The organism is Streptomyces sp. ISL-1, from assembly GCF_018614585.1.
GTDB classification, from domain to species: domain Bacteria; phylum Actinomycetota; class Actinomycetes; order Streptomycetales; family Streptomycetaceae; genus Streptomyces; species Streptomyces maoxianensis.
The window spans coordinates 432418-458158 of the sequence record NZ_JAGGOI010000007.1 but is presented as its reverse complement, the minus strand read 5'-3'; the positions used below and the strand labels follow the sequence as shown (position 1 = coordinate 458158).

General features: G+C 68.8%; 26 protein-coding genes. 17 read left to right on the top strand and 9 right to left on the bottom strand.

Translation table 11 applies throughout. The features are described 5' to 3' along the window. Window positions 1-78: 78 nt before the first annotated feature. The gene (locus J7E87_RS07415; protein WP_308312874.1) at window positions 79-954 is read left to right on the top strand and encodes a chitosanase; all 876 of its coding nucleotides are present in this window, start codon (window positions 79-81) and stop codon (window positions 952-954) included. A gap of 168 nt (window positions 955-1122) precedes the next feature. On the opposite strand, the gene J7E87_RS07410 is transcribed toward J7E87_RS07415, so the two are convergent. The 6 genes from J7E87_RS07410 to J7E87_RS07385 all read right to left on the bottom strand — a co-directional run bounded on the left by J7E87_RS07410 (window position 1123) and on the right by J7E87_RS07385 (window position 5359). After that, window positions 1123-2499, bottom strand: a complete 1377-nt coding sequence (locus tag J7E87_RS07410) for an 8-oxoguanine deaminase (protein WP_215091142.1) — start codon at window positions 2497-2499, stop codon at window positions 1123-1125. Window positions 2500-2647: 148 nt separating this feature from the next. Further along, the gene (gene pucL / locus J7E87_RS07405) at window positions 2648-3604 is read right to left on the bottom strand and encodes a factor-independent urate hydroxylase (RefSeq protein ID WP_215091140.1); all 957 of its coding nucleotides are present in this window, start codon (window positions 3602-3604) and stop codon (window positions 2648-2650) included. A 7-nt stretch (window positions 3605-3611) separates the two neighbouring features. Next, the gene (gene uraH / locus J7E87_RS07400; protein ID WP_215091139.1) at window positions 3612-4010 is read right to left on the bottom strand and encodes a hydroxyisourate hydrolase; all 399 of its coding nucleotides are present in this window, start codon (window positions 4008-4010) and stop codon (window positions 3612-3614) included. A 4-nt stretch (window positions 4011-4014) separates the two neighbouring features. After that, window positions 4015-4554, bottom strand: a complete 540-nt coding sequence (gene uraD, locus J7E87_RS07395) for a 2-oxo-4-hydroxy-4-carboxy-5-ureidoimidazoline decarboxylase (RefSeq protein WP_308312873.1) — start codon at window positions 4552-4554, stop codon at window positions 4015-4017. A 176-nt stretch (window positions 4555-4730) separates the two neighbouring features. Next, window positions 4731-5108, bottom strand: a complete 378-nt coding sequence (locus tag J7E87_RS07390; RefSeq protein ID WP_215091137.1) for a helix-turn-helix domain-containing protein — start codon at window positions 5106-5108, stop codon at window positions 4731-4733. Beyond that, the gene (locus J7E87_RS07385) at window positions 5105-5359 is read right to left on the bottom strand and encodes a thiamine-binding protein (protein ID WP_215091135.1); all 255 of its coding nucleotides are present in this window, start codon (window positions 5357-5359) and stop codon (window positions 5105-5107) included. The genes J7E87_RS07390 and J7E87_RS07385 overlap by 4 nt, the downstream gene beginning before the upstream one ends. Before the next feature lie 202 nt (window positions 5360-5561). Here J7E87_RS07385 and J7E87_RS35840 point away from each other — a divergent pair, with 202 nt between their 5' ends. The 16 genes from J7E87_RS35840 to J7E87_RS07305 all read left to right on the top strand — a co-directional run bounded on the left by J7E87_RS35840 (window position 5562) and on the right by J7E87_RS07305 (window position 21848). After that, window positions 5562-6602, top strand: a complete 1041-nt coding sequence (locus tag J7E87_RS35840; RefSeq protein ID WP_285427299.1) for a lytic transglycosylase domain-containing protein — start codon at window positions 5562-5564, stop codon at window positions 6600-6602. Between the two features lie 115 nt (window positions 6603-6717). Continuing rightward, entirely contained in the window at window positions 6718-7776 is a 1059-nt protein-coding gene (locus tag J7E87_RS07375; protein ID WP_215091133.1) for an RNA polymerase sigma factor, read from the top strand. A 101-nt stretch (window positions 7777-7877) separates the two neighbouring features. Further along, on the top strand, window positions 7878-8816 hold the full coding sequence (locus J7E87_RS07370) for an ABC transporter ATP-binding protein (protein WP_215091131.1): 939 nt from the start codon (window positions 7878-7880) through the stop codon (window positions 8814-8816). Continuing rightward, complete coding sequence (locus tag J7E87_RS07365; protein ID WP_215091129.1) at window positions 8813-9583, top strand: ABC transporter permease; 771 nt, start codon at window positions 8813-8815, stop codon at window positions 9581-9583. The genes J7E87_RS07370 and J7E87_RS07365 overlap by 4 nt, the downstream gene beginning before the upstream one ends. 3 nt (window positions 9584-9586) lie before the next feature. Next, on the top strand, window positions 9587-10405 hold the full coding sequence (locus J7E87_RS07360) for an ABC transporter permease (protein ID WP_215091127.1): 819 nt from the start codon (window positions 9587-9589) through the stop codon (window positions 10403-10405). 7 nt (window positions 10406-10412) lie between these two features. After that, window positions 10413-11678, top strand: a complete 1266-nt coding sequence (locus J7E87_RS07355) for an MCE family protein (protein WP_215091125.1) — start codon at window positions 10413-10415, stop codon at window positions 11676-11678. Further along, window positions 11675-12727 (top strand): MCE family protein, encoded by a 1053-nt coding sequence (locus J7E87_RS07350; RefSeq protein ID WP_215091123.1) that lies wholly within the window; start codon window positions 11675-11677, stop codon window positions 12725-12727. The genes J7E87_RS07355 and J7E87_RS07350 overlap by 4 nt, the downstream gene beginning before the upstream one ends. Then, the gene (locus J7E87_RS07345; RefSeq protein WP_215091121.1) at window positions 12724-13704 is read left to right on the top strand and encodes an MCE family protein; all 981 of its coding nucleotides are present in this window, start codon (window positions 12724-12726) and stop codon (window positions 13702-13704) included. Before J7E87_RS07350 ends, J7E87_RS07345 begins: the two co-directional genes overlap by 4 nt. Before the next feature lie 14 nt (window positions 13705-13718). Next, complete coding sequence (locus tag J7E87_RS07340; RefSeq protein ID WP_251017031.1) at window positions 13719-14840, top strand: MCE family protein; 1122 nt, start codon at window positions 13719-13721, stop codon at window positions 14838-14840. Next, on the top strand, window positions 14837-16123 hold the full coding sequence (locus tag J7E87_RS07335) for an MCE family protein (protein ID WP_215091117.1): 1287 nt from the start codon (window positions 14837-14839) through the stop codon (window positions 16121-16123). Before J7E87_RS07340 ends, J7E87_RS07335 begins: the two co-directional genes overlap by 4 nt. Continuing rightward, window positions 16120-17400, top strand: coding sequence for an MCE family protein (locus tag J7E87_RS07330; protein WP_215091115.1), 1281 nt, complete (start codon window positions 16120-16122; stop codon window positions 17398-17400). Before J7E87_RS07335 ends, J7E87_RS07330 begins: the two co-directional genes overlap by 4 nt. After that, window positions 17373-17948, top strand: a complete 576-nt coding sequence (locus J7E87_RS07325) for a hypothetical protein (RefSeq protein ID WP_374195146.1) — start codon at window positions 17373-17375, stop codon at window positions 17946-17948. The genes J7E87_RS07330 and J7E87_RS07325 overlap by 28 nt, the downstream gene beginning before the upstream one ends. 65 nt (window positions 17949-18013) lie before the next feature. Continuing rightward, the gene (locus tag J7E87_RS07320) at window positions 18014-18775 is read left to right on the top strand and encodes a hypothetical protein (protein WP_215091113.1); all 762 of its coding nucleotides are present in this window, start codon (window positions 18014-18016) and stop codon (window positions 18773-18775) included. Between the two features lie 263 nt (window positions 18776-19038). After that, complete coding sequence (locus J7E87_RS07315) at window positions 19039-19878, top strand: TIM barrel protein (RefSeq protein WP_215091111.1); 840 nt, start codon at window positions 19039-19041, stop codon at window positions 19876-19878. A 47-nt stretch (window positions 19879-19925) separates the two neighbouring features. Then, a complete protein-coding gene (locus J7E87_RS07310; RefSeq protein ID WP_215091109.1) occupies window positions 19926-20816 on the top strand; it encodes a 2-hydroxy-3-oxopropionate reductase in 891 nt (296 codons plus the stop codon). A 786-nt stretch (window positions 20817-21602) separates the two neighbouring features. Continuing rightward, window positions 21603-21848, top strand: coding sequence for a hypothetical protein (locus tag J7E87_RS07305; protein WP_215091107.1), 246 nt, complete (start codon window positions 21603-21605; stop codon window positions 21846-21848). 122 nt (window positions 21849-21970) lie between these two features. Here J7E87_RS07305 and J7E87_RS07300 read toward each other — a convergent pair whose 3' ends face one another. From J7E87_RS07300 to gcl, 3 genes are all read right to left on the bottom strand, one after another. Continuing rightward, entirely contained in the window at window positions 21971-22654 is a 684-nt protein-coding gene (locus J7E87_RS07300; RefSeq protein WP_215091105.1) for a hypothetical protein, read from the bottom strand. A gap of 50 nt (window positions 22655-22704) precedes the next feature. Further along, window positions 22705-23352 (bottom strand): hypothetical protein, encoded by a 648-nt coding sequence (locus J7E87_RS07295; RefSeq protein ID WP_215091102.1) that lies wholly within the window; start codon window positions 23350-23352, stop codon window positions 22705-22707. A 558-nt stretch (window positions 23353-23910) separates the two neighbouring features. Then, entirely contained in the window at window positions 23911-25698 is a 1788-nt protein-coding gene (gene gcl / locus J7E87_RS07290) for a glyoxylate carboligase (protein WP_215091100.1), read from the bottom strand. Between the last annotated feature and the right edge of the window lie 43 nt (window positions 25699-25741).

Genomic DNA, 25741 nt, shown 5'->3' with positions numbered 1-25741 from the left:
GTGTACGCCCCCGTGTGGACTCTGATAGGAAAGCTTCCTAACAGAACACCGGAACGACGAGCTCCCTCTGGAGGCCAGGTGCCCACCCCCCATGCACGCACCACCCGACCGCTGAAGTTCCTTCCCCGTGTCCTGCTTGGCGTGACCCTGGTCGCGGTACCGGCCACCGCCTTCGCAACCACGGCATCCGAGCCCGCCGGCCAGGCTCCGGCCGCCGCCGCGCCCGCGGCGCCCGCCCCGGCCGCCACCGGCCTCGACGACCCGGCGAAGAAGGAGATCGCCATGAAGCTCGTGTCCAGCGCGGAGAACTCCTCGCTGGACTGGAAGGCGCAGTACCAGTACATCGAGGACATCGGCGACGGCCGCGGCTACACCGCCGGCATCATCGGCTTCTGTTCCGGCACCGGCGACATGCTGGATCTGGTCGAGCTGTACACCCAGCGCAAGCCCGGCAATGTACTGGCCAAGTACCTGCCCGCACTGCGAAACGTCGACGGCAGCGACTCGCACGCCGGACTCGACCCGAACTTCACCAAGGACTGGAAGAAGGCGGCCCAGGACGCGGAGTTCAAGAAGGCGCAGAACGACGAGCGCGACCGGGTCTACTTCAACCCCGCGGTCAAGCGCGGCAAGAGCGACGGCATAGGTGTCCTCGGCCAGTTCATCTACTACGACGCCATCGTGATGCACGGCGACGGCGGCGACTCGACCAGCTTCAGCAGCATCCGCAAGAAGGCCCTCGCCAAGGCCAAGCCGCCGGCGCAGGGCGGGGATGAGAAGACGTATCTCAATGCCTTCCTCGACGCCCGGGTCTGGGCGATGAAGCAGGAGGAGGCGCACGAGGACACCAGCCGGGTGGACACCGCCCAGCGGGTCTTCGTCAAGAAGAACAACTTCAACCTGAACACGCCGCTGGACTGGAAGGTCTACGGCGAGAGCTTCCACATCGACTGACCGGGCCGGCGCGGCCCACGGCCCGTCGATCACCGGCGGAGCGAGTCACCGTCCCGGGGGGTGCGGCACCGACAGTGGTGCCGCCCCCCCGGTCACAGCTGCCATAAACCCCGCTCGGGTCCACGGCCTCCGGTCAAGGGCCGTCCCCCTCGACCGGACTTCTTGTGGTCAGGCCTCGGCGGCGATGCGCGCGAGGCGCTGTGCCTCCTCCCGCGCGGAGCGGGCGATGGCGTCCTCGTCCACCGTCGTGAGGTGGCCCGCCTCCACTACGGTCTTGCCGTTGACGAGGGAGAGCGTGACGGGGGCGGCCGCGCCGAAGACGAGCGCGGTCACCGGGTCCGCGATGGAGGAGTGGGCGAGCGTGTCCATCTTCCAGAGCACCAGGTCGGCGAGCTTGCCGGGCTCGATGGAGCCGATCTGGTCGGCGCGGCCCAGGACTTGGGCGCCGCCGTACGTACCGAGGCGCAGCGCCTGGCGCGCGTTCAGCGCCGCCTCGCGGTGGGCCCCGAGCCGGCTGATGAGGAGCGCGTTGCGCAGTTCGGTGTGCAGCTCGCCCGACTCGTTGGAGGCGGTGCCGTCGACGCCGAGGCCGACCGGGACGCCCGCCTTCAGCATGTCGGGCACCCGGGCGATACCCGCGGCGAGGCGGGCGTTGGACGACGGGCAGTGCGCGACGCCCGTGCCCGTACGGGCGAAGGCGGCGATGTCCGAGTCGTTCATGTGGACGCAGTGGGCCATCCACACGTCCTGGCCGAGCCAGCCGGTCGACTCGAAGTAGTCGGTCGGACCCATCCCGAAGAGCTCCTTGCAGAACTCCTCCTCCTCGACGGTCTCCGAGCCGTGGGTGTGCAGCCGGACACCCTTGCGGCGGGCCAATTCGGCGCCCTGGCTCAGCAGTTCGGTGGAGACGGAGAAGGGCGAGCAGGGCGCGACGGCGATCTGGGTCATCGCGTCGAAGGACGCGTCGTGGTGCTTGTCGATGGTCGCCTCGGTGGCGGCGAGCGCGCCTTCGAGGGACTCGACGGCGAAGTCCGGCGGCAGGCCTCCGTCCGACTTGCCGCGGTCCATGGAGCCGCGGGCGAGGGTGAAGCGGACCCCCATCTCGCTCGCCGCGCCGATGATCGCGCCGGACAGGTCGCCGGAGCCCTGCGGGTAGACGTAGTGGTGGTCCATGGCGGTGGTGACACCGCCGCGGGCCATCATCGCGAGGGAGCCCCGTGCCGCCGCGCGCGCCATCGGCTCGTCGATGCGCGCCCACGTCGGGTAGAGCGCGACCAGCCAGTTGAAGAGGTTGTGGTCGGTGGCCAGACCCCGGGTGATCCACTGGTAGAAGTGGTGGTGGGTGTTGACCAGGCCGGGCGTGACGAGGTGCCCGGTGCCGTCGATACGGCGGACCACGTTCTCCAGGCCTGCGGGGGCTTTGCCCGCTGCGACCGACTCGATCCGGTTGTCGGCGACCACGATGTGGCCGGAGGCGTACTCGGTGTCGTTCGCGTCCACGGTCGCGATGGAACAGTTCTCGATGACGATGCGCGAAGCCGCCATTGCGGGTCCTCAGTTCTTCCCGTTGATGGAACGGGCCCGGGGGTCGAGCGGGGTGACGACCGGGTCCGCGGTGCTGTTGTTGCGCAGATGCCCCCGCTCTCCCCTGGGACCTGACGCCGGCGCACACGTCGGGGGTACAGCGGAACGGCTACAGGTTGGTCGTGTCGACCGGGATCTGCGGTTCGACACCGTCCCGCAGGACGGTGGCCTCGATCAGGCCGTAGGGGCGGTCCGCCGCGAAGTACACAGCGCCCTCGGCGGTGTCGTTCTTGAGCCCGAACGGCTCGAGGTCGACCAGGAAGTGGTGCTTGTTCGGCAGCGAGAAGCGGATCTCGTCGATCTCGCCGAGGCTGTTGATGATGCGCGAACCCATTTGGTACAGGCTCTGCTGGAGCGAGAGGGAGTACGTCTCGGCGAAGGCCTGGAGCATGTGCTTCTTGGCCTGCGCGTAGGACGTATCCCAGTTCGGCATCCGCTCCTCGTCCGACGACCAGCTGTAGCGCCACTTGGCGGACACCTCGGTCGCGAGGATGCGGTCGTACGACTCCGGGAGCGTCGTGTACTTGTCCTTGACGTAACCCCAGAACTCGGAGTTCGTCGAGTTCATCACGGTGAGGTCCTTCAGACCGGAGATGACCTGCCACTTCTCACCGTCGAAGGTGATCTGGGCGACGCGGGTCTCCTGGCCCCTGCGGACGAAGGAGTGCTTGACCCCGTCGGCTCCATTGAGACCAGAGTTGCTGTCCGAGGTCTCGATGCGCTCCCAGGCGTACTCCTCGATGCGGATGCGCGCCTGGTGGATCGGCTCCTGGCTGGTCACGAAGTGACGGGCCAGGTGGATGCCGAACTGTTCGGCGGACTCGATGCCGTGTTCCTTGGCGAACGCGTACACCGTGTTCTTGGTGGTGTCGGTCGGCAGGACGTTGGCGTTGGAACCGGAGTAGTGGACGTCGTCCATGTCGCCGGAGAGGGCGACGGAGACGTTCAGGTCCTTGATGTGGTGGGTGTCGCCGTCCCGCGTGATCCTGACGACGCGGTTCTCTGCTTTGCCGTACTGGTTCTGGCCGAGAATCACAGGGCGGGGGTGGTGGGAATCGACTGTCATGTGTCTGCTAGCTCCCTCGGTAAACGGAGTAGCCGAACGGGTTGAGCAGCAGCGGTACGTGATAGTGCTCGCCCGGCCTGACGGCGAAAGTGATCGCCACCTCCGGGAAGAACGCACCGCTGTCCCTTACGCGGGGGGCGTCCTGCTGCGCCTCGGCTTGCTTGGTGGACTGGTTGGCGAGGTACGCCTCGGTCTCGAAGTCGAGACGTACGTGGGTCGTTGTCTCCGGCAGCGCCGGAAGGTCCTTGCAGCGCCCGTCCGCGTCGGTCTTCGATCCGCCGAGCGCCACCCACTCCGCATCGGGGCCACTGCGGGCCGCGAGGGAGATGGCGACGCCCCCGGCGGGCCGTCCGACGCTGGTGTCCAGGATGTGCGTGGACACCGATGCGGTGGTCTCGGTGCTCAAGACGTCACGCTCCTTCCGCTACGAGGCGGGTCAGCCGGATGCGGTTGATCTTGCCCAGCTCGGTGCGGACGATTTCCCGCTCCTGCCCGGGCGAGTTACCGATCCGCTCGCGGACCGCGTCACGCATCTGCTCACCGGTCCGGCCGGTGGCGCAGAGCAGAAAGACATGTCCGAACCTCTCCTGGTAGGCCAGGTTCAGTTCGAGCATTTCGGCCTTGAGCTCCTCGGGGGCCCCGGCCATCCCGCTCTGCTCGCGGGACGAGGTGGGGTCCCCGGGCTTCGGCCGGCCGATCGGCGGATGCCCCGCCATCGCCTCGGCCAGGTCCTCGGCACTCAGCTCGGCCATGGCGGCGTCGCTCGCGTCGAAGAGGGCCTCCACGGTGGCGTACGGGCGCTGGTCAAGCAGCTTGCTCCCCCACGCCGCACTGGCGCACACCTCGTGCAGGACGGCCAGTGCCTCGCTGTCCTTCGAGGTGTTGAACCGGACGAGACCCGCCGGGGATTCGGGGGCCACTCCCGGCAAGCGCTGTGGTCCAGAAGTCACGGGAGCCTCCGTGGCTGTTTTTCGCTGTGCGTTCGGACGGGCTGCGGACAGCTAACGCCCTCGGGCAACAAAACGTCAACACTTTGTTGAAAACCCGGCGGCAAAAGCCGCCGTCCGGACCTCCACGAGGGCCTGCGACGGCCTGCGACCGCGTCCGATCGGGCAGTGAGCGCGCCCTAGCTGTCCTTCGCGGCGGTCTCGCGATTCAGGTAGTTGTAGACGGTGAAGCGGCTGACCCCCAGGGCGCCGGCCACCGTCTCCACTCCGTGCCGTACGGAGAAGGCGCCGCGCGCCTCCAGTGTCCGTACGACCACTTGCTTCGTCTTGCGGTCCAGCTCCGACAACGGCATGCCGTGCCGGCGCTCCATGGCGGTCAGGATGTGCTCCAGCGAGTCCGACAGCTGGGGCAGCCGCACGGCGAGCACGTCCTCCCCTTCCCAGGCGAGCACCACATCGTCGGGACTGGCCTGCTCGGGGCTCAATATCTCGGCGCCCATCGCGTCGACGAGCGGCTTCACGGCGCTGACGAGGGGGTGATCTCCCGGCTGGGTCACTTCTCGCCCTCCCCGATCACATTGATCTGCAACGAGACACGAGTGGCGCCGGCCTTCAGGGCCCGGCGCAGCAGCGCGTCCACCGCGGTCAGCACCTCGTCGGCGCCGCCCTCCGCCGTATTGCCGAACGGGCCGACGTCCACGGCGTCCAGCTCGGCCGCCTGGATGACCTCGCGGGCGACGACCGCATGGGCCGGCGCTTCGTCGAGGTCGAAGGGTTCGGTGGTGAACTCCACCCGCAATCGCTCCATGCCCCCACGTTAGCGGGGCCCTCCCACGCCCCCGGCGCCGTCCCGACCGTCCCGACCCGACCATCCCGACCTCCCCGACCTCCCCGACCGGTGAAAGGCGCGGCTTCGCGCGACGGACCCGCGACGCCCCCGCGTAGAGAAGGTGACGGAAGCCGCGCCGGCCCTCATCTCCGGCTCGGCGGCACTGGGAGGGGTCTGCATCATGACTGGGCGCAACATGGCAGGGCGCAAGCGCAGAGGTGTCAGGGCAGCAGCGGTCGCGACGGCGGCCATGGCGGCGCTGACCGCCTCACGGGCGCCGGAGCCGGCGGCACACGCCTCGGCCCCGGCTCAGCGTCCGACGCCCCCGCCGGGGCACAGCGTCTCGGGCGACACCCCGTACCGCACCGAGCTTCCGCCGCTGCGGGCCCGCCGGACGGAACGGGGCGGCACACACGGCCCCGCCGCGACGGCCGGCGGCGCGCTGCCGGCCACGGTCTTCGCCGCGTACCGGCAGGCCGAGTCGGACCTCGCCCGAAGCGCGCCCGGCTGCCGTCTGCGCTGGCAGCTGCTGGCCGCGATCGGCCAGGTGGAGTCCGGACAGGCGCGCGGCGGCCGGGTGAGCGCGGACGGCACGACCGTCGCACCGATCCTCGGCCCGCGGCTGGACGGCAACGGGTTCGCCGTCATCAGGGACACCGACGACGGGGTGCACGACGGGGACACGGCGTACGACCGCGCTGTGGGTCCGATGCAGTTCATCCCGTCGACGTGGGCCACCTGGGGCTCCGACGGCAACGGCGACGGACGCAGCGATCCGGGCAACGTCTACGACGCGGCACTCGCGGCCGGCCGCTACCTGTGCGCGGGCGGGCGGGACCTCTCCGACCCGCACGACCTGGACCTCGCGATTCTCGGCTACAACCACTCCACCGCGTATCTGCACACGGTCAAGGCATGGTTCGGGTACTTCCTCGACGGGCACCGGGTGGTGCCGGACCACGGCGGGTCCGCCACCCGCCCGGCGGAGGCGCCCCGTCCGAAACAGCCGCGGCCGTCGGCCGCCACGGCTCCCGCCCGCCCGGCCGAGCCGCGCGGCGCGTCCCCCGGGCCGTCCTCCCCCACGCCCTCACCCTCACCGTCGAAGACCGCGCCGGGCGCCGGTCCGAAGCCCGCGGAGCCCGTGCTTCCCGTCCCCACAAGCGATGTCGAGCTGCCCGGCGACGGTGTCCTGCCCGGTGCGGGCTCGCTGACCGGCAGCTGACCAGCAACGGAAAGGACTCGATGCGCGCCACCCCCTCCCCAACTGCCGATACTCGGCGGTAATGTCGCCATCCGCCGGACAGCACCGAACCGGCGGTGAGCGCAAAGGGGCCCTCATGGCGACGAACATGCCTGCGCACTCGGGTGCGCAGGCGGACACCTCCCACGAGCGGTGGCAGCGCGCGTGGAGTCACCGCGAGCAGCTGCTCAAGGTGGCCCGCCGCCGCTCCATGAGCGTGGAGGACGCCGAGGACGCCGTGCACGAGGCCATGCTGCGCGCTGCCGAGAACCCGCACCTGGACGACGAGCGGCTCGGCGCGTGGCTGACGACAGTGACCATGCGGCTGTGCGTCGACCGGTACCGGCAGGTCAACCGCGAGACCGAGGTGCGCAGCAGCGCGACGCTCCTACCGCCGGGCCCGGCGCCCGTCGACGAGGTCGTCTGTGACCGGGCCGAGGCCGTGTGGCTCGCGGTGCGCACCGATGAACTGCCCGCCCGGCAGGCGCAGGCGCTCCGGCTGAAGTCCGAGGATCTCGACGTCGGCCAGGTCGCCCATGAGATGGGGCTGAGTTACCGGACGGTCGAGTCGCTGCTGGCGCGAGCCCGGCGCACGCTGCGCAGTACGCTGGCCGGCACGCTGGCGCTGGCGCTGTGGCTGTGCGGCCGGAACCGGCCCCGGACGGGCGTGAACGCGCAGGCGGTGGCCGCGGTCTCGACGGCGGCGACGCTGGTCGTCGCCGGGTTCGTCCTGCCGTACGTCCACGACTGGGACGGGCCCGGCGCGGGGCCCACCCCCTCGAAGGTCGCGGACGTGCGGAGTCCGGACCATGGCCGGGCTGAGCCGTCGGACGCCGGCACCCCCGCGAAGACGGCGTCGGGGACGACCATGAGCGGGACGGACGCGCCCGGAGGCACGCAGCCCGTACTGCCGTCCCTGCCCGAGGTCACCCTGCCGCCGCTGCCGCCGCTGTCGACCCCGGACGTGCCCCGTGTGCCCGACGTGCCCCCGGTGCCGGTCGTACCCGAAGTGCCGGACGTGCCCCTCATGACGGTCGCACCCGAGGTGACGGCTCCCTCCGTGCCGGCAGGGCCCCTGCCCACGCCGTCGGCCTCGGCGCCTCTGCCGCGCCCGTCGCTGCCCGCGGCCACTTCGCACACCGACGTTCACCCCTGATTTCGCGCCCGTAAAAAATTCTGTGCTTGTCCGCGACGGACGGCCCGCCCTTCCCCGTAGAGCAGATGTAGGAACTGCTCCGCTGCTGAAGGGTGAACCGGATGGGTGTCGAGATCTGTGTGGAAGGGCTGACAAAGTCCTTCGGCCACCAGGTCATCTGGCAGGACGTTTCTCTGACGCTGCCCGCCGGCGAGGTTTCGGTCATGCTCGGCCCTTCGGGCACAGGCAAGTCCGTGTTCCTCAAGACGCTGGTCGGTCTGCTCAAGCCGGAAGCCGGTGCGATCCGGATCGCGGGCACGGACATCACCAAGCTGCGTGAGCACGACCTGTACGAGGTGCGCAAGCAGTTCGGCGTGCTGTTCCAGGACGGCGCGCTGTTCGGGTCGATGAACCTCTACGACAACATCGCCTTCCCGCTGCGTGAGCACACCCGCAAGACAGAGAGCGCGATCCGGCAGATCGTCCTCGAGAAGATGGACATGGTCGGGCTGATCGGCGCCGAGGAGAAGCTGCCCGGCGAGATATCCGGCGGCATGCGAAAACGGGCCGGGCTGGCCCGGGCCCTGGTGCTCGATCCGGAGATCATCCTCTTCGACGAGCCGGACTCGGGTCTCGACCCGGTGCGCGTGGCGTATCTCAATCAGCTGATCGTCGATCTCAACGCGCAGATCGACGCGACCTTCCTGATCGTCACGCACGACATCGCGTCGGCCCGGCAGGTCCCGGACAACATCGGGCTGCTCTTCCGTCGCGAGCTGGTGATGTTCGGCCCCCGGGAACAGCTGCTGACAAGCGACCAGCCGGTCGTACGGCAGTTCCTGAACGGCCGGATGCAGGGGCCGATCGGCATGGCGGAGGAAAAGGACGCCGCCCAGGTCGAAGAAGAGCTGGCGCGGCTCGGCGACGCGGACCTGCACGCTCCCAAGGCGGAGATCACCCCCCGTCTGCTGCCGAGCCCCGGGATCACCCGGCCGCCCCGCTGGGAGGCGATCGCCCGGCGCGAGGCGGCGCTCAACAAGGCCGAGGTGGCGGACGCATGAGCCTTTCCCCGGTAGGCGCGCTGAAGCATTCCGGCAGCCTGTTCGCGATGGCCCTGGACGTCGTACGAACCATCCCCAGGCGCCCGTTCCAGGTGCGGGAGTTCATCCAGCAGGCCTGGTTCATCGCGAGCGTCACCATCCTGCCGACCGCCCTGGTCTCCATCCCGTTCGGGGCGGTCATCGCCCTGCAGATCGGCAGTCTGACCCGTCAGCTCGGCGCGCAGTCGTTCTCGGGCGCCGCCTCGGTGCTGGCGGTGCTGCGGGAGGCCTCGCCGATCGTCACCGCGCTGCTGATCGCGGGCGCGGGCGGCACCGCGATCTGCGCGGACCTCGGGGCCCGCAAGATCCGTGAGGAGATCGACGCGATGCAAGTGCTGGGCATCGACCCGATCCACCGCCTGGTCGTACCGCGGGTGCTGGCCTCGATGGTGGTGGCCGTGCTGCTCAACGGGCTTGTGTCGGTGGTCGGAGTGGCCGGCGGCTACTTCTTCAACGTGATCCTGCAAAACGGCACGCCCGGCGCGTATCTGGCCTCCTTCACCACCCTCGCCCAGCTGTCCGACCTGTGGGCGGCCGAGCTGAAAGCCCTGGTGTTCGGCGCCATCGCGGCGATCGTCGCCTCGTACAAGGGACTGACCGCGAAGGGCGGGTCGAAGGGCGTGGGCGACGCCGTGAACGAGTCCGTGGTGATCACTTTCATGCTGCTGTTCGTGACGAACTTCGTGATGACCGCGGTGTACTTCCAGGTCGTTCCGCAGAGGGGTTGACCAATGCCGCTGATGAATCGTCTGCTGCTGGACCGGCTCGAGGAGCTGGGCGGCCAACTGTCCTTCTACGGACGCTCGCTGGCCTGGACCGGACGGACCCTGCGCCGCTACAAGAAGGAGACCCTGCGTCTGCTCGCCGAGGTGAGCTTCGGTCGCGGGGCGCTGGCGGTCGTCGGCGGGACGGTCGGCGTCATCGCCTTCCTGTCCTTCTTCACGGGCACCGAGGTCGGCCTGCAGGGCTACGCCGCGCTCAACCAGCTGGGCACCTCCAACTTCGTGGCGTTCCTGTCCGCGTACTTCAACACCCGTGAGATCGCCCCGCTGGTGGCCGGCCTCGCGCTGTCGGCGACGGTCGGGGCCGGGTTCACCGCCCAGCTCGGGGCCATGCGGATCAGCGAGGAGACCGACGCGCTGGAGGTGATGGGCGTCCCCTCGCTGCCGTTCCTGGTGACCACCCGGATGATCGCCGGCTTCGTCGCCGTGATCCCGCTGTACGTGATCGGACTGCTCTCCTCGTACTTCGCCGCACGCACCATCACCACCGTCTACTACGGGCAGTCCGCGGGCACCTACGACCACTACTTCCAGCAGTATCTGCCGCCGGTCGACGTCCTGTGGTCCTTCGGCAAGGTGATCGTCTTCGCCGTCGTGATCATCCTTGTCCACTGCTACTACGGCTACTACGCGAGCGGCGGCCCGGCCGGCGTCGGCGTCGCGGTCGGCCGTGCCGTGCGGACTTCCATCGTCGCCATCAACATCCTGGACTTCTTCCTCAGCCTGGCGATCTGGGGCGCCAACACGACCGTACGGATAGCGGGGTAGACGATCCATGCGCATTCCCATTCCCGTCCCGACGCACGGCGCACGGCTGCGGCTCTACGGCATCGTCTTCATCGCGGTCATCGCGCTTTTGCTGTCACTGTCCGTCGCCGTCTACCAGCAGAAGTTCGTCTCCGTCATACGGATCACGCTGGAGGCCGACACCCTCGGCAACCAGCTGGACCCGCGGGCCGACGTCAAGCTGCGCGGACTGCTGGTCGGCGAGGTGCGCGAGGTCCGGGCCGACGGCGAGAAGGCGACGCTCGACATCGCCCTGAAGCCGGAGCACATCTCCCGCATCCCGGCCGATGTACACGCCCGGCTGCTGCCCAAGACGCTGTTCGGCGAGAAGTACGTCGAGCTGGTCGCCCCAGGCGACTCCGCCGGGCGGCACATCCGCGCCGGGGACGTCATCACCCAGGACCGCACCGAGGCCGGCATCGAGCTCCAGCATCTGATGAACGACCTGCTGCCGCTGCTGCGGACCGTGCGGCCCGCCGAACTCAACGCCACGCTGTCGGCGTTCGCGACCGCGCTCGACGGGCGCGGCGACCGGATCGGCGCCAATCTCACCCGTGTCGAGCGCTATCTGAGCCGGCTCAACCCGCACATGCCGTCCATCAAGGAGGACATCTCGCGGTTCGCGGATGTGGCCGCCGTGTACGGGGACGCCGCGCCCGATCTGCTGAGGATCCTGCGGAACACCGTCACCACCAGCCGCACCGTCGTCGACCAGCGGGACCAGTTGGCCTCCGCGCTCACCGCGACCGCCGACGCCTCCGGCACCGCGGAGGAGTTCCTCGACGAGAACGGTGGACGGCTGATCACCCTGGGCCGCGTCTCGCGCCCCACGCTGGCGCTGTTCGCCCGCTACTCGCCGGTCTACCCCTGCCTGCTGGACGGCCTGGTGAAGCAGTCGGCGGCCTCCGAAGAAGCCTTCAGGGGTGGCCAGATGCGCATCACCCTCGAATTCGTCCGCCCTCGACCCGCGTACCGACCCGGTGAGGAACCGCGCTATGCCGATCGTTCAGGACCCGATTGCAGGGGTATGCCCAACCCCCGGGTCCCCGCACCCCACACCAAGCTCAATGACGGTACGTCGGGGCACGGCTCCGTGGGCGGGAACAGTGATGCCGTGTCCGCCACCCTGGACGAACAGCGTGCGGTCGGCTCACTCGTGGCCCCCGTCATGGGAGTTCCGGCCGACCAGGTGCCGGCGGTCGCGACGCTGCTCTTCGGCCCGATGGCACGCGGAACGGCGGTGAGCGTCGCATGACGAAGTCAGGAGCCATCCAGACCGCGGCCCCGCTGATCAAGTTCAGTGTCTTCGCCGTGGTGACGGTGCTGGTGACGGCGATGCTCGCGGTCACCATCGTCAATCTCTCCTTCACCCCGCAGGAGACCTACCGCGCGGTGTTCAGCGACGTCACCAGCCTGGAGGAGGGCGACGACATCAGGGTGGCGGGAGTGCGGGTCGGCGAGGTCGAGGACATCCGGATCAAGGGCGGCAGGATCCAGGACCGCACGCTGGCGGAAGTCACCTTCACCGTCGACCACAACCGCCCGCTGTTCTCCAGCACCGGCGCCGTCATCCGCTACCGGAATCTGGTCGGGCAGCGGTACGTCGCGCTGACGGAGGGCGCGGGTGACGGGACGCCGCTGGCGCCCGGCGCCAGGATCCCGCTGGCCAGGACCCAGCCGGCGCTCGATCTCAACGCGCTGCTCAACGGATTCAAGCCGCTCTTCGCGGCACTGAGCCCCGACGACATGAACCAGCTCGCCACCGAGATCATCAAGACCCTGCAGGGAGAGGGCGGGACGGTGAAGAGCCTGCTCGCTCACACCGCCTCGCTGACCACCACACTCGCCGACCGCGACAAGCTCGTCGGGTCCGTGATCGACAACCTCAACGAGGTGCTGACGACGCTGGACAAGCGCGGCGCCCGCTTCTCCGCACTGCTCAAGCAGTTGCAGCGGCTGATCTCCGGACTGTCCGCCGACCGCAAGCCCATCGGCGAGTCGTTGACCAACATCGGCCGGCTGACCGAGGCCACTTCGGGATTGATCGAGGACGCCCGCCCGCCGCTGCGCGACGACATCGCCGAGCTGACCGACCTCACCGGAACGCTGAACAGGAACGAGAAGACCGTGGAGGGCGTCCTGAAACGGCTGCCTAACAAGCTGAACAAGTTGACGGGGACGGCGTCCTACGGCTCCTGGTTCAACTTCTACCTCTGTGACTTCGACGGCCGGATCGTGCTGCCGAAGACCAGGCAGGTGCTCACCCCGGAGCTGCACGTCGCGCGGGCGAGGTGCGGCCAGTGATCCCCTTCCGTGAACGGAACCCCGTGGTGATCGGGGCCGCCGGCATCTCCACGCTCGCGCTGCTGGCCGTCGCGGCGTTCAACGCCGACAGCCTCCCGCTGATCGGCAGCGGCGAGACGTACAGCGCGGCCTTCTCGGAAGCGGGCGGCCTCAAGCCCGGCGACGAGGTGCGCATCGCCGGGGTCAAGGTCGGCAAGGTCGACGAGGTCGATCTGGACGGCGACCATGTGAAGATCACCTTCCGGGTCAAGGGCGACCCGGAGTTCGGCACCAGGACCGGCGCGGCCATCCGGATCAAGACGATCCTGGGCGCCAAGTACCTCGCGCTGCAGCCCAAGGGGACGGGGCAGCTGGCTGCGGGCAGCGAGATCCCGCTGAACCGTACGGTTCCGGCGTACGACGTCGTGGCGGCGTTCAGTGATCTGACCACCACCACGGAGAAAGTCGACACGGACCAGCTGGCGAAAGCCCTGGACACCATCTCCGCCACCTTCAAGGACTCGCCGGCCGACGTGCAGGCTTCCGTCAAGGGGCTTTCGAGGATCTCCCGTACGGTGGCGTCCCGCGACGAGGCCCTGCGCGAACTCCTCGATCACGCCAACGGAGTCACGGGCGTCCTCTCCAAGCGTTCCGGCGACTTCTCCCGGGTGGTCAAGGACGGCGACAAGCTGTTCCAGGAGATCACCCGGCGGCGTGCGGCCATCCATGCGCTGCTCAAGAGCTCGGCCGCGCTGGGCATCCAGCTCTCCGGCCTAGTTGAGGACAACCGCAAGGAGATCGGCCCGGCGCTCAAGGGCCTGAACGCGGTGGTCAGCATGCTCGAACGCAATCAGGCCTCCCTCGACCGCAGCGTCAAGCTGCTCGCCCCCTATATACGGGTGTTCACCAACACCCTCGGCAACGGCCGCTGGTTCGACAGCTACATCCAGAACCTGGTCGCCGCTCCGGTGGTTCCGCGGACGGGAGGCTCGCGATGACTCTCAGGCTTCCGATGAAACGACGACTGGCTCTGGCCACCGCGCTGGTGCTGGTCGCCGCCGGGACGATCGTGCTCTGGCCACGCTCGTCGCCGGTCCAGGTCACGGCGTACTTCCCGCGCACCGTCGGCATCTACCCCGGCTCGGACGTACGCGTCCTCGGTGTCCGCATCGGCGAGGTCAAGAAGATCACGCCCAGCGGCAACCGGGTGCGGGTGGAGCTGGAGTACGAGGCCGGGCGCAAGGTCCCCGCGGACGCCAAGGCCGCGATCATCAACTCCTCGGTGGTCAGCGACCGTTACCTGCAGCTGCTGCCGGTGTACCGGAGCGGTCCCGCACTCAGGGACGGCGCCGTCATCCCCGAGCACCGCACGGCCGTCCCGGTCGAACTGGACCGCGTGTTCGACAGCCTCCACACGACGGCCGAGGCGCTCGGACCGCGCGGAGCGAACGCGGACGGTTCGCTGTCCCGGCTGCTCGGGGTGAGCGCGGACAACCTCCATGGCCAGGGAAAGCAGCTGCACCAGACGGTGGAGGACCTGTCGCAGGCGGTCGGCACGCTGTCCGACGGCCGGCAGGACCTGTTCGGCACCGTACGGAATCTGCAGGTGTTCACGGCCGCTCTGGCGGCCGACGACGACAGTGTCCGTTCCTTCAACGACAACCTCGCCAAGGTGGCCGACCAGCTGGCCGGGGAGCGCAAGGACCTCGCGGCGGCACTGCGGAATCTGGGGGTGGCGCTGCGCGATGTGACGGAGTTCGTGAAGGCGAACAAGAAATCGCTGACGGCCGATGTGAAAGGCCTCAGCAAGGTCACCAAGGTGCTGGTCACCCAGCGGGCGGCGCTGGCCGAGCTGCTTGAGGTCGCCCCCACCGGGCTGTCCAATCTGCAGAACGCCTACAACCCGTCCTCCGGCACCCTCGACACCCGTAACAACCCCGACCATCCCCAGGACCCGGCCGCGCTGCTGTGCTCGGTGCTGAGGACGACCGGTGACACCGGCGGGAAGAACCCCGACTGCCGGGAGCTGGAGAAACTGTTCGACGACCTTCCGAAGCTTTCGCCGAACGTGCCGACCGCGGGCACGGGACCGGTGGACAAGACCCTCGGCGGAATCCTGGAGGCCCGTGCATGAGCGCGCTGCGCAAGGGGAGGGCAGCCGCCTGGGCGGCCGTCGGCTCGCTGTTGATTTCCGGCTGCGATGTCAACGGGTGGTACGACGTCCAACTGCCCGGGGGCGCCGCCACGGACGGCAACGCCTTCCGGGTCACCGTCGAGTTCAGGGACGTACTCGATCTGGTTCCCCAGTCGTCCGTGAAGGTCAACAACGTCACCGTGGGCGCCGTCGAGAAGGTGGAGTTGACCGGCTGGCACGCCCGGGTGCGGCTGCGGGTGGCCGATTCGGTGAAACTGCCCGCCAACGCGGTGGCCGAGCTGCGCCAGACCAGCATGCTCGGTGAGAAGTACGTGGCGCTGTCCGCCCCGGCGGGTACCGCACCCGTCGGCAAGCTCACCGACGGCGCCCGGATCCCGCTGGACCGCAGTGGCCGCAACCCGGAGATCGAAGAGGTGCTGGCCGCGTTGTCGGCTCTGCTCAACGGCGGCGGAGTGGCCCAGCTCAAGACCATCACCACAGAGCTGAACGAGGCCCTGGCGGGCCGGGAGGACCGGGTCAAGTCCCTGCTCACGGAGCTGGACACCTTCCTCGGCGGTCTCGACAGCCAGCGCGCGGAGATCATCCGCGCGCTGAACGGCCTCGACCGGCTGACCAAGCGACTCGCCAAGGAGAAGACGACGGTAGCCCAGGCCGTCGACACCATGCCGCCCGCCCTGAAGGTGCTGGCCGACCAGCGCCGGAACCTGACACGGATGCTCACCTCTCTGTCGAAGCTGGGCACGACGGGCACCCGGGTGATCAATGCCTCGCGGGACGATGTGGTCGCGAATCTGACGAGCCTGCGGCCGATCCTGCAGCAGCTGAACAAGGCGGGCAACGATCTGCCCAATGCCCTGGAGCTCATGACGACGTATCCGTTCCCGCGCAATGCGACGGACGCCATCAAGGGCGATTACGTCAATCTCAAGATCACCGCCGATCTCGATCTCGCAAGCATCTACGGCAACCTCGGCGACGGGAAGGGGAAGCCCAACGCCCCGGGGAAACCCGGAGTTCCGGAACTCCCGGGCGCCCCGGAGCTCCCCGAGGTGCCAGGAGCTCCCGGCCTGCCACGGCCCTCCACACCGACGGCCACGCCAGGGGTCCCGGGCGGCCCGTCGGCGCCCGCCGATCCGCTGTGCCCACCGGTGTGCACCAGCGGATACGCCTCGTACGACGAACCCACCGAAAACACCGAAGGCTACCCGCCCGGAGTCGATCTCGCCCTCGCGGAGCTCATGCTGAAGGGGATGCAGCCGTGATCACACGCAGCGTCAAGACGCAGTTGGTCGCCTTCGCCGTCGTCACGGCCGTCGGAGTGTCCTACGTCGGCGTCCAGTACACGGGGCTGTCCGACGCGGTCCTCGACCGCGGGTACACCGTGCGGGCCGACTTCGCCGCGTCCGGAGGCATCTTCCAGGGCGCCGAGGTCACCTATCGCGGAGTGCCGGTGGGCCGGGTCGGCGAGCTGCGGCTGACCGGCTCCGAGGGTGTGTCGGTGGCGCTGGACATCGAGGACGGACAGCGGATACCGGCGGACACTCTGGCCGTGGTGGCGCACCGTTCGGCTGTCGGCGAGCAGTACGTCGACCTGCAGCCACGCGTCACCGACGGCCCCTACCTGCGGGACGGCAGCACGATCGCGCGCGGTGACACCCGGGTGCCGCTGCCGTCCACGGATCTCGTGCTGAGCCTGGACCACCTGGTGAAGTCCGTCGGCAAGGACGATCTGCGGATCACGGTCGACGAGCTGGGCAAGGCCTTCGCCGGCACCGGCCCGCACCTGAGCCGGCTGGTGGACTCGGGCAACCTGCTGGTCGAGTCGGCGTCCGACTCGCTCCCGCAGACCATCGCGCTGATCGAGGACTCGCGCAAGGCCCTCAAGACGCAGGCCGACAAGGGCTCGGCCATCAAGTCGTTCTCCCGCGACCTGGCCGACCTCACCGCCGAGTTGAAGTCCAGCGACGGCGACATCCGCAGGCTGACCGGCGCGGGCGCGCCCGCGGCGAACGAGCTGAACTCGCTGCTGAAGGCCAACCGGACGCACCTTCCGGTGCTGTTGGGCAATCTGATCAGCGGCGGCCAGATCACGGTCGCGCGGCTGCCGGGCGTGGAACAGGCGCTTGTCACCTTTCCCGTGGTGGTGGCGGGCAGCTTCACGGTGATCCCGGGCGACGGCACCACCCACTTCGGCATGGTCGTCAACGCCGACGAGCCGCCGGCGTGCCGGCAGGGCTACGGGACGCAGCGCCGCGACCCCGCGGACACCAGCGAGCGGCCGGCGAACACCGCCGCACGCTGCACGGCCCCGCGCGGCTCCAAGACCTCGGTCCGCGGCGCCCAGAACGCGCCCGGCGCCTCAGGATCCGCCGCTTCCGGCGGGGCCGGCCCGGCCTCGTTCATCACCCCGTACGACCCGGAGACCGGCGCGGCGGCCGGACCGGACGGATCGTTCGTCGAGATCGGCTCGACGGGCGGAGAACAGAACGCGTTGGGAAAGGACTCGTGGCAATGGCTGCTCGTCGGACCGATGGCATGACCGGCGGCCGCGTCGCGCGCGCGACACGGCGGCTGCGCGAGCTGGGTATCAGGCTGGTCGAAGCCGCACGGCGTGGGAGGGCAATGCCCGCGACGCTCGCCGTGGCGACTGTCGTGACGACGGCGCTGAGCGGGTGGCTGACTGTCCAGCTGTACGAGCAGCGCACGCAGGAACAGCGGCATCAGGCCATTCTGGCCGCGGCACGCCAGTCGGCGCTGAACTTCACCTCGCTCGACTACCGGCACTACGCACGGGACAGCAAGACCGTGCTGAAGGGCGCCGCAGGGGACTTCAAGGAGCAGTTCGCGGCGCAGACCGTGGAACTCACGAAGCTGGTGGCCGCGAACAAGTCGGTCTCCGAGGGCCAGGTGCTCGAAGCGGGCATCACCCGGGCCGACGAGAACACCGCGCGGGTTCTGGTGGTCGCCGACAGCAAGGTGACCAATACCGCCGCCCCCGGGGGGCAGGCCCGCACCTACCGGCTGCAGCTCGACCTTGTGCTCGACAAGGGTCGCTGGCTGACGTCCAACGTCGAGTTCGTCGGCTGACCGCGTCGCCCGGACACCCCGTAGCACGTATCGCGTACCGCGTACCACCAGTGAGGAGAGACATCGTGGCGAACCCCAGCACACGGAGCCGCCGCGCCGGCTCACCCGGAAGCCGGTCCATGGCCGCGGCCACCCGTGCCGCAGCCAGGCGCGCCGAGCGCACCGGCCCGGGCCCCGGGCCGGACTCCGAACTCGACGAAACGCAGGTCCCGCCCTTGGTGGCCGTCGGGCGGGTCCTGGAGACGGAGGACCCCGTCGAGGAACCGGCCGCGAAGAAGGCCGCGGAGAAGGACGGCGACGGCCCCGCCCGGCCGTCGCGGTGGCGGCAGCGCGGACTCGTGACCGCTGTGCTCGCCGTCCTGGTCGTGGCGGGGCTGGTCGCCGTCTCGGTGCTGGGCTGGAAGTACCTGGAGGCCCGGCAGACGGACCGGGCGCGGGCACAGGCACTGACAGCCGCCCAGAAGGCGGCTCCCGTGATCCTGTCGTACGACCACCGGCATCTGGACCGGGACTTCGCCTCGGCGCGCGGCCACCTGACGGGTTCCTTCCGCGACGAGTACCGGCGGACGACCAGCAAAGTGGTGGCCCCGACCGCCAAGAAGTACCAGGGCGTGGTCAAAGCGACGGTGGTGAAGCCGGCGGGCGGTGGCGCGCCGGCGGCATCGGTGGTGTCGGCCTCGCCGGACCGGGCCGTCGTCCTGCTCTTCGTCAACCAGGTCACCACCAGCACCCAGATTTCCGGGCCCCGCGTGGACCTGAACCGGGTACGGATGACCCTCACGCTCACCTCCGCGGGCTGGAAGGTGAGCGCGGTCGACGCTCTGTAGCACCCGCGCGGGCCCCGGACCGCGGACCGCGGGCCCCGGACCGTAGCGCCCGAGAATCAGCCGAGAACCACCCAAGTGCCTCCCGAGCGGGGACGGCGGAAGCCTGGACAGGCCTTCCGACCTCGCTCGGGAGGCTCTTTTTGTGGGCCCGTTGCGGGTTTTGCGGGCCCATTGCAGGCCCGGCCTTGACAGCCCTCCCGCCCGCCAGGCAATCTTCCGTTAGGCAGAAACTGACTTCCGCGATACGGAAGGAGCGCACCCTTATGGGATACACGGACCAGCGCTTCGATGTGAACCTTTCGATCCTCTTCACGGAACTCCCGCTCCTGGAGCGCCCGGCGGCAGCGGCCGCCGCCGGCTTCACAGCGGTCGAGCTGTGGTGGCCCTGGATCGAGACCCCCACCCCGCCGCAGACCGAGCTCGACGCCCTCAAGAAGGCGCTCGGCGAGGCCGGCACCCAGCTGGTGGGCCTGAACTTCTACGCCGGGCGGCTGCCGGGCCCCGACCGCGGCGCGCTCTCCGTGCCCGGCGGGGAGTCCGACCGCTTCCGCGCCAACATCGACGTGGCCGCGGACTTCGCCGCCTCGGTCGGCTGCAAGGCGCTCAACGCGCTGTACGGCAACCGCGTCGAGGGCGTCGACCCGCGGACCCAGGACGCCCTCGCTCTGGAGAACCTGGTGCTCGCCGCCCGCGCCGCCGACCGGGTCGGCGCGATCCTGCTGGTCGAGACCTTGAACAAGCCCGAGTCCCCGCTCTACCCGCTGGTGAGCGCCCCGGCCGCGATCGAGGTCGTCGACAGGGTGAACGCGGCGACGGGCCTTGGCAACGCGAAGTTCCTCCTCGACGTCTATCACCTGTCGATGAATGGCGAGGACGTCAGCCAGGTCATCGCGGCGTACGCCGACAAGGCCGGTCACGTCCAGATCGCGGACAACCCGGGCCGCGGCGCGCCGGGCACCGGATCGCTGCCGCTCGAGCTGTTGCTCGACGAGCTGACGAAGGCCGGTTACGACGGCTGGGTCGGCCTGGAGTACAAGGCCGGCGACCGCCCGAGCGCGGAGTCCTTCGGCTGGCTGGCCGCCGAGGCCCGCGCGGCCCGCTGAACTCGCTGAACTCGCTGACGTACCAAAGCTGTTAGGAAGGCACCCCCATGAGCACCCACCCCAAAATTGCCTGGATCGGCCTCGGCATCATGGGCTCCCCCATGTCCGAGAACCTTCTGAAGGCGGGTTACGAGGTCACCGGCTTCACGCTGGAGCAGGACAAGCTGGACCGGCTGGCCGCGGCCGGCGGCACCGTCGCGTCCTCCATCGCCGAGGCCGTCAAGGACGCCGGCGTCGTCATCACGATGGTGCCCGCGTCCCCGCAGGTCGAGGCGATCGCGTACGGCCCCGACGGCATTCTGGAGAACGCGAGGCCGGGAGCGCTGCTGATCGACATGTCGTCGATCACCCCGCAGACCTCGGTGGACCTGGGCAAGGCCGGTGCACAAAGGGGCATTCGCGTGCTCGACGCCCCGGTCTCCGGTGGCGAGGCCGGCGCGATCGAGGCCGTACTGTCGATCATGGTCGGCGGCGAGCGGCCCGACTTCGACAGCGCCAGGCCGATCCTCGAGGCCCTCGGCAGGACCATCGTCCTGTGCGGCCCGCACGGCTCCGGCCAGACGGTGAAAGCCGCCAACCAGCTGATCGTCGCGGTCAACATCCAGGCCTGCGCCGAGGCCGTGGTCTTCCTGGAGAAGTCCGGTGTGGACCTGGCCGCCGCGCTCGATGTCCTGAACGGCGGTCTGGCCGGCTCGACCGTGCTGACGCGCAAGAAGGACAACTTCCTGAACCGGGACTTCAAGCCCGGGTTCCGGATCGAGCTGCACCACAAGGACATGGGCATCGTCACCGACGCCGCCCGCAATGTCGGCGCCGCGCTGCCCGTCGGCGCGGTCGTCGCCCAGCTGGTCGCCTCGCTGCGCGCCCAGGGCGACGGCGGCCTCGACCACTCGGCCCTGCTGCGTTCCGTCGAGCGTCTCTCCGGCCGGCAGGTCTGATCCCCCTGACTTCCGGGCGGCGTCGGCGCTGACACCAGTCCTGTCGCGCCCAGGCGCCGACGCCGTCCGGAACACCACCCTTCGTCTTCAGCAACTGTCTTCTTGCGGCGCGCAGGCGGACGCCGCCCTGTCCGCTCCGCTCGCCGTCCAGGGCTGTCGCAGGTCACCCACGACGACGTGATCGAGAAGAACCTCGCCCACTTCCACGCCGCCGGCGCCGACTGCGGCAAGCGCGTCGAGGAGGCGGTCCGCGCTCCGCGCGAGGACTGAGCGAACGGCAACACCCGAGCTGCGTCCGGGAGATGACGGAAGGTCATCCCCCGGACGCGTGCCCGCACCGCGGACCCGGATGAGGGGTGGTCACGCGGAGCGGGGAGGCGAGGACCGCGGCGGCAGGCGATGCCAGTGCGGTGGTGAAGGTCCGCGGGTTCTCTTTCTGACCTGAAGGAAGGGAGCCCGGGGAGCAATCTCCGCCGCCGCGGTCCCAGCCCGAAGCGCCACCGGTCCACACAGCTCGTAGTCGTCCCGCCCCAGCTTGACCAGCTCGTTCGTAACGATCCCGGGTGACACTTCCGACCATCGCGGACATCCGCACTCACCCCCACGGGCCCGGCGCGGCACCCTGCATGCCGTCAACTCGCCGCGAATGCCCGTCACTTGGCACCATCCGACGGCCCGGGAACGGTTGCCAGGCGCACGGGCCCGGCGCGTGGAGCGGCCCCACCGTAACGAGGCGCGCGGTCTCACACCCCGCCCGGCCGCGTGCGCCGCCGATGCCATGCCCATTTGCGACAACGGGGAGAGCAGTACCGTGCCGAGACAGGACGGTCCACGCCGACCGTCCAACTCACACCACACTCCGGACAGTTCGCCCTCCCGGCCGCTTGGGCCGCCTCGGTCCTCGACCTCGTCCGCCGCAGCCGGCGCCAGTGCCGCGAACGACAAGCCGACGAACAGAACACCGCCGTCGACTTCGCCGACGGCATCAGCGGACCACCGCACCCCCGGCACAACCGCGGCCCGGCGTCCTGATCCTCGACCAGTCGCAGCCGCACACAGCCCCGTCCCTGCCCATGCTCGCCACGGTATGACCGGCAACGACTTTCGCCCAGTCGTCGCTTCAGGCGGATCCACCCGAAGCGACAAGCTCCTTCTCAGGCCCAGCTGGTGAGGTCGTAGACGGCCTGGCAGTGCGGGTCTTCGGCCTCGTGTTCCTCATGGGCAAGGAGAGTGGAGTCTTCGGGGTTAATGGCTGAAACAAGCTTCGTGGCAGCCCACCAGTTCACGCTACGGGGAGCGCCGCTCTCTGAGTCCACCGTGGCCAGATCGACGCCGATCGTCCTTCCCTTGTAGAGGAGGTAGACGCGCAATGTGTCGCGGCTGCGCAAGTCGAATCCCGTGAGCTCGTACAGTTCCGGATAGGCGGATGCCTCTGCCTCGTACCACAGCGGGTCCCCAACCAGATCGGCAATAATGTAGTCCACCGAATCATCGGGTGAGACCTCTCCGCCTGGAAGCAGAATACCGGACGCAAGCAAGTCGGCTCCGTCAATGACTCTGCCAGCAAGGTTTCCCTGTGATGCATCGCGAGCATGGAGCGCGAATCGTCGCAAGGCGGTGACGTACCACCACATGCCGAACTGCTCATCGCTGCCGGGCTGACAGACGGGGAGATCAAGAGAAATGAATCCCTCTGCGTTTTCCTCGCCACCCAGTTTTACCCGGATCCGCTCATTATCGATCCGGATCAGGCCGCGAATCCGGTATGGGGTGCCAGGCAATGGCGCAGCGATGAAACGGCGCAGTGCCAGCAGGACTCGAGCGAAGTGTTTGTCCATGCGGTAAAGCATGACACCTGGCTCGGCCTGCTGGCACAGCTACCTGATTTTTAAAGATCGTTGACCCAATCGGGGCAGACCGTCTGGCCCCGGCAGAACACGGTGACGGTGCCGATCGGGCGGCCATCGGGGGTGTGTGGGGCGGTGGGGCCTGGCCCGTAGGTTCCCTGTTCGGCGACACTCGTCACAGTGAGGCGAATGCCGCCCTGGCTGGTGGCGACGACGGCGTCGTACTCGTAGCGCGTGGGCCTGGGATGCCGGTCCGCATTCCCGTTGTACGCGGCGGTTATGACCTTCTTTTCGCAGGCGTTGTGTTTCGAACAGGCGTGTTTCACGCCGAAATCGGCGTTGCCGCGACGCGAGGGAATGTCGTGGCCGTCCCAGTCAATCGCCGTCCAGTAGATGTGGTGCCACGGTATTGTCGGGTCGGGAACAGTGCTGCGTCCTTGAGCGGTTCCGCTGGCAACGGAAGGGGTAACGCCGGAAACCGGCAGGCCCTCCGCTATCGCCATTTTTGCGCCGAACTTCTCGATGTAGGCGTCGTTCGACATGACCACATAGGTGTCGAAGTCGTCAGGCCGTGCTGAATCGCTTGCAGATTTCTCGGTTTCCGTAGCATGGCTGCTGGTCGGCAAGGCTCCGAGTAAGCAGAGCGCCGCAAAGCCTGCGAACACTGATCTGCCAATGGCAGTTTTCATGATCCTCTTCCTGAATCCGGGTGACAGACAGTCACCTGATGGCGTGACGGAAGAGAGGCTTGAAAATAGCCCGCCGGTCGCAACGGGCTTACCCCCGCCCCCGGATGGTCAGTCCGTGAGGTAGCGGCAAACTTAGTTCGAATACCAAGCGCCTCGCAAGGAAGATCTAACAGGGCCGAACTGAGCGAGGAAACGCAAGGGCATATTCCGTCTGGCTAAGTAGTTGCTAGCTAAACCGAATCCAGCACAGCCCAAGCGTGAACTGCGGGGCACCCTTGAAGGGTTGCCAGCATCCGGACTGACTCGCCCTCCCCTCGATCTCAGTCGCTCCAGGACAACAGCTTGGCATGCTCGGATCAGGAACAGGCGCTGGCCTTCAAACAGAGGTCAGGCCTTGACCGTTTCCCCCGCCAACAGCCCCGCCAGCAGCCACGCCAACAGCAGAGGACGATCAACTTCCGTTGCAAAGGGCACGCGCCCCGGCACCCGCACGCGAAACGGCCCCCACCCCGACGCGGAGTCGGGACGCGGGCCGTTCACCCACCGGCGGCTGGTCCGTCAGACCCTGAGCGGCTTGATCGCCGTCGGCGCGTGGCCCGGCTCCGTGGCCAGCTCCTCGAACTCGACCACATTGCTGATGTCCGCCGTCGTGCTCATCGAGATGTTGGTGATCCGCTCCAGGATCGCCTCCACCACGACCGGCACCCGGAACTCCGCCGCCAGCTTCTTGGCCTCCTCGAAGGCCGGCAGCAGCTGGTCCGGCTCGGTGACCCGGATCGCCTTGCAGCCCAGGCCCTCGACGACCTTGACGTGGTCGACGCCGTAGACGCCCAGCTCCGGAGAGTTGATGTTCTCGAACTCCAGGTTGACCTGGAAGTTGATGTCCAGGCCGATCTGCGCCTGCCTGATCAGGCCCAGGTAGGAGTTGTTCACCAGGACATGGACGTACGGGATCCGGTGCTGCGCGCCGACCGCCAGCTCTTCGAGCATGAACTGGAAGTCGTAGTCGCCGGACAGGGCGACTACCGGGGACTCCGGGTCCGCGATGGCGACGCCGAGCGCGGCGGGGATCGTCCAGCCGAGCGGGCCCGCCTGGCCGCAGTTGATCCAGTGGCGCGGCTTGTAGACGTGCAGCATCTGCGCGCCGGCGATCTGGGAGAGGCCGATGGTGGTGACGTAACGGGTCTCAGGACCGAAGGCCTTGTTCATCTCCTCGTACACGCGCTGCGGCTTCAGCGGCACGTTGTCGAAGTGCGTACGGCGGTGCAGCGTGGCCTTGCGCTCCTGTGTGGTGGCGAGCCACTCGGAGCGGTCGGGGAGCTTGCCCGCCGCCTTCAGCTCGCGTGCCACCTCGACGAAGAGCTCCAGCGCGGCCTTGGCGTCGGAGGCGATCCCGTAGTCCGGGGCGAAGATCTTGCCGATCTGGGTGGGCTCGACGTCCACATGGACGAACTTGCGGCCCTTGGTGTAGACGTCGAGCTTGTAGCCGGTGTGGCGGTTGGCCCAGCGGTTGCCGATGCCCAGGACGAAGTCGGACTCCAGGAAGTTCGCGTTGCCGTAGCGGTGCGAGGTCTGCAGACCGACCATGCCGGCGTTGAGTTCGTGGTCGTCCGGGATGGTGCCCCAGCCCATGAGGGTCGGGATGACCGGCGTCCCGGTGAGCTCGGCGAACTCGACCAGCAGGTCGCAGGCGTCGGCGTTGATGATGCCGCCGCCGGCGACGATCAGCGGGCGCCGCGACTCCAGGAGGAAGGAGATCGCCTTCTCGATCTGGGCGCGGGTGGCGAACGGCTTGTAGACGGGCAGCGGCACGTACGTCTCGGGGTCGAACTCGATCTCGGTCAGCTGCACGTCGATCGGCAGATCGATGAGGACCGGCCCCGGACGGCCCGAACGCATCAGATGGAAGGCCTGCTGAAAGACGCCGGGGACCTGCGCGGCCTCCAGGACGGTCGTCGCCGCCTTGGTGACCGGCTTCGCGATCGAGGCGATGTCGACGGCCTGGAAGTCCTCCTTGTGGATCACGGAGGTCGGCGCCTGGCCGGTGATGCACAGGATCGGGATCGAGTCGCCGATGGCCGAGTACAGGCCAGTGATCATGTCGGTGCCCGCCGGGCCCGACGTGCCGACGCAGACACCGATGTTGCCGGCGCCCGCGCGGGTGTAGCCCTCCGCCATGTGGGAGGCGCCTTCGACGTGGCGGGCGAGCGTGTGGTCGATGCCGCCGGCGGCCTGGAGGGCCTTGTAGAAGGGGTTGATCGCCGCGCCCGGCACACCGAACGCGTTCGTGACGCCTTCGCGCTTGAGGATCTCAACTGCCGCTCGGGCAGCGGTCATACGAGGCATGGGTGCTCCTGCTTCGGCCAGGCGGAGTCGGACTCTTTCGCGT